General features: G+C 52.5%; 7 protein-coding genes. All 7 read right to left on the reverse strand.

The features are described from left to right. The coding region (locus RTK01_RS15750) for an aldolase/citrate lyase family protein (RefSeq protein ID WP_312281882.1) at positions 1-500 on the reverse strand (500 nt) is incomplete at its 3' end. 102 nt (positions 501-602) lie between these two features. Then, the gene (locus tag RTK01_RS15755) at positions 603-983 is read right to left on the reverse strand and encodes a cupin domain-containing protein (RefSeq protein WP_294854652.1); all 381 of its coding nucleotides are present in this window, start codon (positions 981-983) and stop codon (positions 603-605) included. Positions 984-1038: 55 nt separating this feature from the next. Further along, positions 1039-2319 (reverse strand): TRAP transporter large permease, encoded by a 1281-nt coding sequence (locus RTK01_RS15760; protein ID WP_312281883.1) that lies wholly within the window; start codon positions 2317-2319, stop codon positions 1039-1041. Continuing rightward, positions 2316-2843 carry a TRAP transporter small permease subunit gene (locus RTK01_RS15765; RefSeq protein WP_312281884.1) on the reverse strand — a complete coding sequence of 176 codons (528 nt, stop codon included), beginning with the start codon at positions 2841-2843 and terminating at the stop codon, positions 2316-2318. The genes RTK01_RS15760 and RTK01_RS15765 overlap by 4 nt, the downstream gene beginning before the upstream one ends. 29 nt (positions 2844-2872) lie before the next feature. Further along, a complete protein-coding gene (gene dctP, locus RTK01_RS15770; RefSeq protein WP_312281885.1) occupies positions 2873-3934 on the reverse strand; it encodes a TRAP transporter substrate-binding protein DctP in 1062 nt (353 codons plus the stop codon). A gap of 26 nt (positions 3935-3960) precedes the next feature. Further along, a complete protein-coding gene (locus tag RTK01_RS15775; RefSeq protein WP_312281886.1) occupies positions 3961-4839 on the reverse strand; it encodes a DUF6282 family protein in 879 nt (292 codons plus the stop codon). 127 nt (positions 4840-4966) lie between these two features. After that, a partial coding sequence (locus tag RTK01_RS15780) for a hypothetical protein (protein WP_312281887.1) occupies positions 4967-5152 on the reverse strand: 186 nt, incomplete at its 5' end.

Genomic DNA, 5152 nt, shown 5'->3' on the forward strand with positions numbered 1-5152 from the left:
AAACCCGGAGTTTGGCAGACTTCTTCGATGTTTTCAACGCCCTGCTTGGTTTCGCACTGCATAATGGTATAAAGATTCTCGTTGGACTGCTTGGTGTAATCCTCGTACATGCCCCATCTGGGGCCGCGGCCGCCATTTGCCCCGCGCTTCCCCAGCGGAGGATATTTGACGTAGCGGATGATTCCGTCCGCCTGTTCGCGGCTTTCCACCATGGGAACCATCAGGCCGTGAATCCCCACGTCCAGCAGGCGGCTCATCATGGGAAGATCGTTGGGATCATAAACCCGGACAAATGCCGCCATGCCGTATAGCTCACACGCGCGGGCCATATCCACCATGGTTTCCGTGTCGGTCTGGGCATGCTCCGCGTCGATGATGATAAAGTCCATTCCGTTGATGCCCAGGCACTCGCAGTTCATCGCGGAGCCGGAAGCGACAAAAGCACCCAGAACATATCCGTTCTCCGTCAGTTTTTCCTTTACAAAATTCCGCATTTTCATGTTTCTGTCTTTCTCCTTCAAAGGCGTTCGGCCTTGATTTTTGAATTTCCCGGAAAAAGGTCCGGAAGAATACAACATTCCTCCGGACCTTCCGCGCGGCTCTTATTTCTTCAGAGCTTCCAGAAACTCCATGTACTTCTCCTTGAACTCGGGCCGGGGAGTTCCGAAGATGTCCATCTGGAAGCAGGGGATATCCGTGTCGTGGACATCGATATAATGCATCACGTTGGCGGGAACCACCACAAAGCCGCCGGGCGTCAGATGATAGGGCGTGCCGTCCACATAATAGTCGCACTCGCCCTCAAGCACCAGCGCGACCTGCTCCTCGGGGTGAGAGTGGGGCCGCTTTTCGTGACCGGATGTGACCTGCCCGAGGGTGACGGTCATATCATCGGCGCCCATGGCCAGCGTAACCTGCTTAATTCCTTCGCGAATGGGTCTCCAAGGCATCTTGTTCCAGTTTCCAGACATAATTTCACTCATGATTTTTACTCCTTTAATTTTGTTTTTATCATTGAACCGGGCTAACAGGGGCTTATCAGGCAAGCCCCATCATCTGCGGCACAAACATCACAAGCTGCGGGACATACGCCATCAGCAAGGTTGCGATGAGGGCCGAGATAATAAATGGAATCAGGGGCTTAGACAATCGGTCTAGCGGGATTTTTGTAACGTTGGAGGTTACAAACAGAGTCATGCCAACGGGGGGCGTCACCAGACCGATGGTCAGCATGATGCAGAACCAAACGCCGAAGTGAACCGGCTCCATGCCTGCATAGGTAGCCAGCGGCATCATCACCGGCGTGAAGATCAGCATGGCTGCGGTGGCTTCCATGGCGCAGCCCACAAGAATCAGAATTGCGAACATCATCATAATGATGACCGCCCCGCTCTGTGTGATGCCGAGAACGGCGCTTTCGATGGTGGCGGGGACCTTTGCAATCGCCATGGTCCAGCCCATAATATTGCCGAACCCGATGATGATAAAGATTCCGGCTGTGGTACCCACGGAGTTCATCAGCACCTTGGGGAAGATTTTGAAATTCATCCTGCCATAAATCAGGCCCGCGATAATCGCCGCAAACACGGCAACCGCGCCGGATTCAGCGGGAGTGAAGATACCGGCTGTGATGCCGCCAACCAGAATTACGGGCACCAGAAGGGCGGGAATCGCTTTGATAAAGCTTTGGAAGGCCAGCTTGCCGTCAAAATGGTCGGTGCTTTTGGGAAGCCCGCGCTTCTTCACGTTGAGACGAATGACGGTGATATAAGCCAGACCGATCAGCAGGCCGGGAATCAATCCGCCCATGAACATCGCGTTGAGGGAAACGCCGGTCAGAACGCTGAAGTAAACGAAGGTGGTGCTGGGGGGTATAATGGGGCCCAGCACGCCGGAGGCACAAACCAGCGACGCGGAAAAGTCGTCGGGATATCCGTCATGAATCATCTCCGGAACCACCACGGCACAAAGAATGGCGGCAACCGCATTGGCTGAGCCGAGAATTGCCGAAAGAATCATGGCCACGAGGATGACCACATAGGCAAGGCCGCCGCGGAAATGCCCCACCAGTGTGCGGACAAAAGCAATCAGCTTTTCGGTGACGCCGCTGGCATTCATCAGCTCGCCTGCCATAATGAAAAACGGGATGCAGGTCAGGCTGCTGACGTTCATGCCCGCAAAAATCTTTTGCGTGAGAATGTTGAAGTAGGAGTCAACCCCCATCGTCATTACGTGGGCGAAGCCGGCCAGTCCAAGAACAAAGCAGATTGGAACGCCAAGGACCAACGTTACCAGAAATACAATAAGAACTGCTATCACGGTGCCTTGTCCTCCTCTGCGTTGTTTTGATACGCTCCATGCCGCCAGGATGTCAGGATGTTGTAATATTTCTCCAGCGTAAAAATAAAGATGATTCCCAGACCCAGTGCAATTGGCAGATAGGGCCAGAACATCGAGATTTTCAGCCCAATGCTTACCTGCTTGACGATGGACGGCGTTTGCAGCGTTTGGATGGCATTCATGAACATATAGCCTGAAAACAGCAGACAGATCGTGTTGATGACAAGCGTCAAAATCAGTTTGGTGGTCCCCTTCACATGCGCGGAAATAAGGTCAAACGCCACCAGTCCGCCCTCTTCGCGATAAGCCGCCGCACCGCCCAGCATTGCGACACACACAACGCCGTCGCGGATCAGTTCGTCCGCCCAGGAGAAGGACAGCCCGAACATATAGCGGCGCACGATCTCCGCCAGCGATACGACCAGCATAATGCCAAGACATAGAGCGGCCAGGGCTTTCGCAACAAAGGCAATTCCATTAAGGATGCGCTCAATTTTTCCCATGCTTTTCCCTCTTTCGATAAATTACGAGCTTACTGCAGACTCTGCGCCATATCAATCAGGTTGGCAATTTTGGAATCCTTTTCACGGTAGTCATTCCACGTCTTGGTGGCAATATCAACAAACTCCTGACGTGCGTCGCCTTCAATCGTATTAAACTGAACGCCCTTATCCTGACAGGCCGCCACAGCCTGTATCTCATAATTGGGCAGGTATTTGCTGAACAGGTTCTGGGCGCCCAGATCCATTCCGGCCAAAATGGCGTCCTGCTGATCAGTGGTAAGGCTGTTCCAATAATTCAGATTCATAACCAGCAGGGAGGGGAAGGGATACAAACCGATTTCAGAAACGTATTTCAGCACCTCGTAATGGTTCATGGCGTAAATGGAGGTCATGTTGATTTCCTCGCCGTCAACAACGTTGTTCTGCAAAGCGGTGAACACTTCGCTGTAAGGCACGGTAACGGGGCTGGCGCCCAGATCCTTCATAACGCCCTCCAGCATATTGGAGCTTGCGATGCGCAGCTTCAACCCCTTCAGATCCGCAACGCTGGTGATGGGGCGCACGTTGTTTGCAAACAGCCGCATGCCATTTTCGCCCACGCCGACAATCTTCAGCCCCAGATCCTCACCCACCTGGTCAAAAATTGCCTGCGCCGCATCGCTGGTCAGGACCTGATATTCCGTTTCATAGTCACTGATCAGGAAGGGGAGCTGAAAGGCCTCAAACAGGTTCGTGTAAGTATTAAAGGAACTGGTGGTAACCGTCACGCACTGGATGGTGCCGTCCATAATCTGCTGCATCATGTCGGCCTCGCCGCCCAAAACGCCGTCAGCCTGATAGTCCACGGTGATGTTGCTGTTTTTCTGCATATAGTCAATCGCATCCTGATCGGCGGAATACTGAGGCATGGAGCTGCTGCCGTAGTTGCCCCAGATAATGTTGACGGGCTCGCCGTCACTCTGGGCGGCACTGGCGGAAGCGGAAGCTCCACCGGAAGAGGAACTGGACGCATTGCCTCCACAGGCAGTCAGAAAGAGCACAGAAAAGGCCATGGTTGCCGACAGCAAGGCTTTTACACGATTCTTCTTCATAATTTCCTCCGTTAAGTGTTTTTTATTTACACATTCAGCAGCAGCGCGGGATTCTTCTTGGCAATCAGATCAATGTCCTCTTCGCTGAGGCCGAACTTGTCCATCAGTACACGGATAAAGCGGTACATCCCTTCCACCGGGGAGCCGTTGCCGTTTTGCCCCATGTCGGAGTCCAAAATCATGCGGTCCAGAGGAACCGCTTTGAGCATCTCACCAATCACTTCGTCGCCCAGAGTACCCAGCTTGGAGCCGCAGGTGAAAACGCAGACGTTGATTTCGATAAACGCGCCCAAGTTGGCCCACTTGGTCATTTGCTCGTAGCTTGCGCCAATGTGGAACTGGGGATGGTTGACCAGAATGTGCTTCACGCCAAGCTCAGTTGCCTTTTCCACCAGATGGTCGATTTCCCAGGCCGTTCCGTGACCGGTGCCGAGAACCACGTCCTTTTCCGCCAGCAGCTTGAGAATTTCAATGGCCTCATCGTCCATTTTGCCGCTTTCATCCACATAAGTAACCGGCGTCTCGGGGACTGACATCTTTCCCGCCCCCACAAAGGTGCCCTTGTGGTGGTCAATGTGATTCTTTGAGGATACCGTGGGGAAGTAGATAATTTTTGCGCCCATATTGATTGCCGCATCCACGGCCAGCGCATTGAAAAGACCGATGGAATTGTTTAGTGCCATAGAGCTGTAAATCTCAACACCCCGGGCGTCGCAATGCTCCTGAACCATTTTCACGCCCATGCAGCTGGGAAAGTAGTGATCCTTCACCAGAAAGCCGCGATAGCCAGCCACAACGGCCTCCTTCAGCATATCTGCGGCGTCTACCGCGCGATTGGCGACAGAGGGACCGGCGTGGACATGAATATCCAGAATCCCCCTGAGAATTTCTCTTTCGTCTGTCATAATTCTCCTCCTCAAATTTCATGTGATTTTGTTTGTTGGCTGATTGGATTTCCTATAAGGTGTCATCCCACGTTTGTAAGTATAGCAATATTTGTGCCATTTTCCAAAATGATATCTGGTGAAAAGTTCACAACATTTCCTTGAGGGGCGGAAAGCAAATAAAGCCAACAATTTCAGGCGGTTTAAAGACCCGTCCCATTATTCGCGTGCAAGCCGCCCCGTCGCTTGGAAGAAAGGGATTGTCAATATAATTCATTTCCGACTCGCTTTTGCGGTATGAATGAAAAAATGACTTATCTAACATCCTGCGGGG

Source organism: Oscillibacter sp., from assembly GCF_031978065.1.
GTDB lineage: Bacteria > Bacillota > Clostridia > Oscillospirales > Oscillospiraceae > Oscillibacter.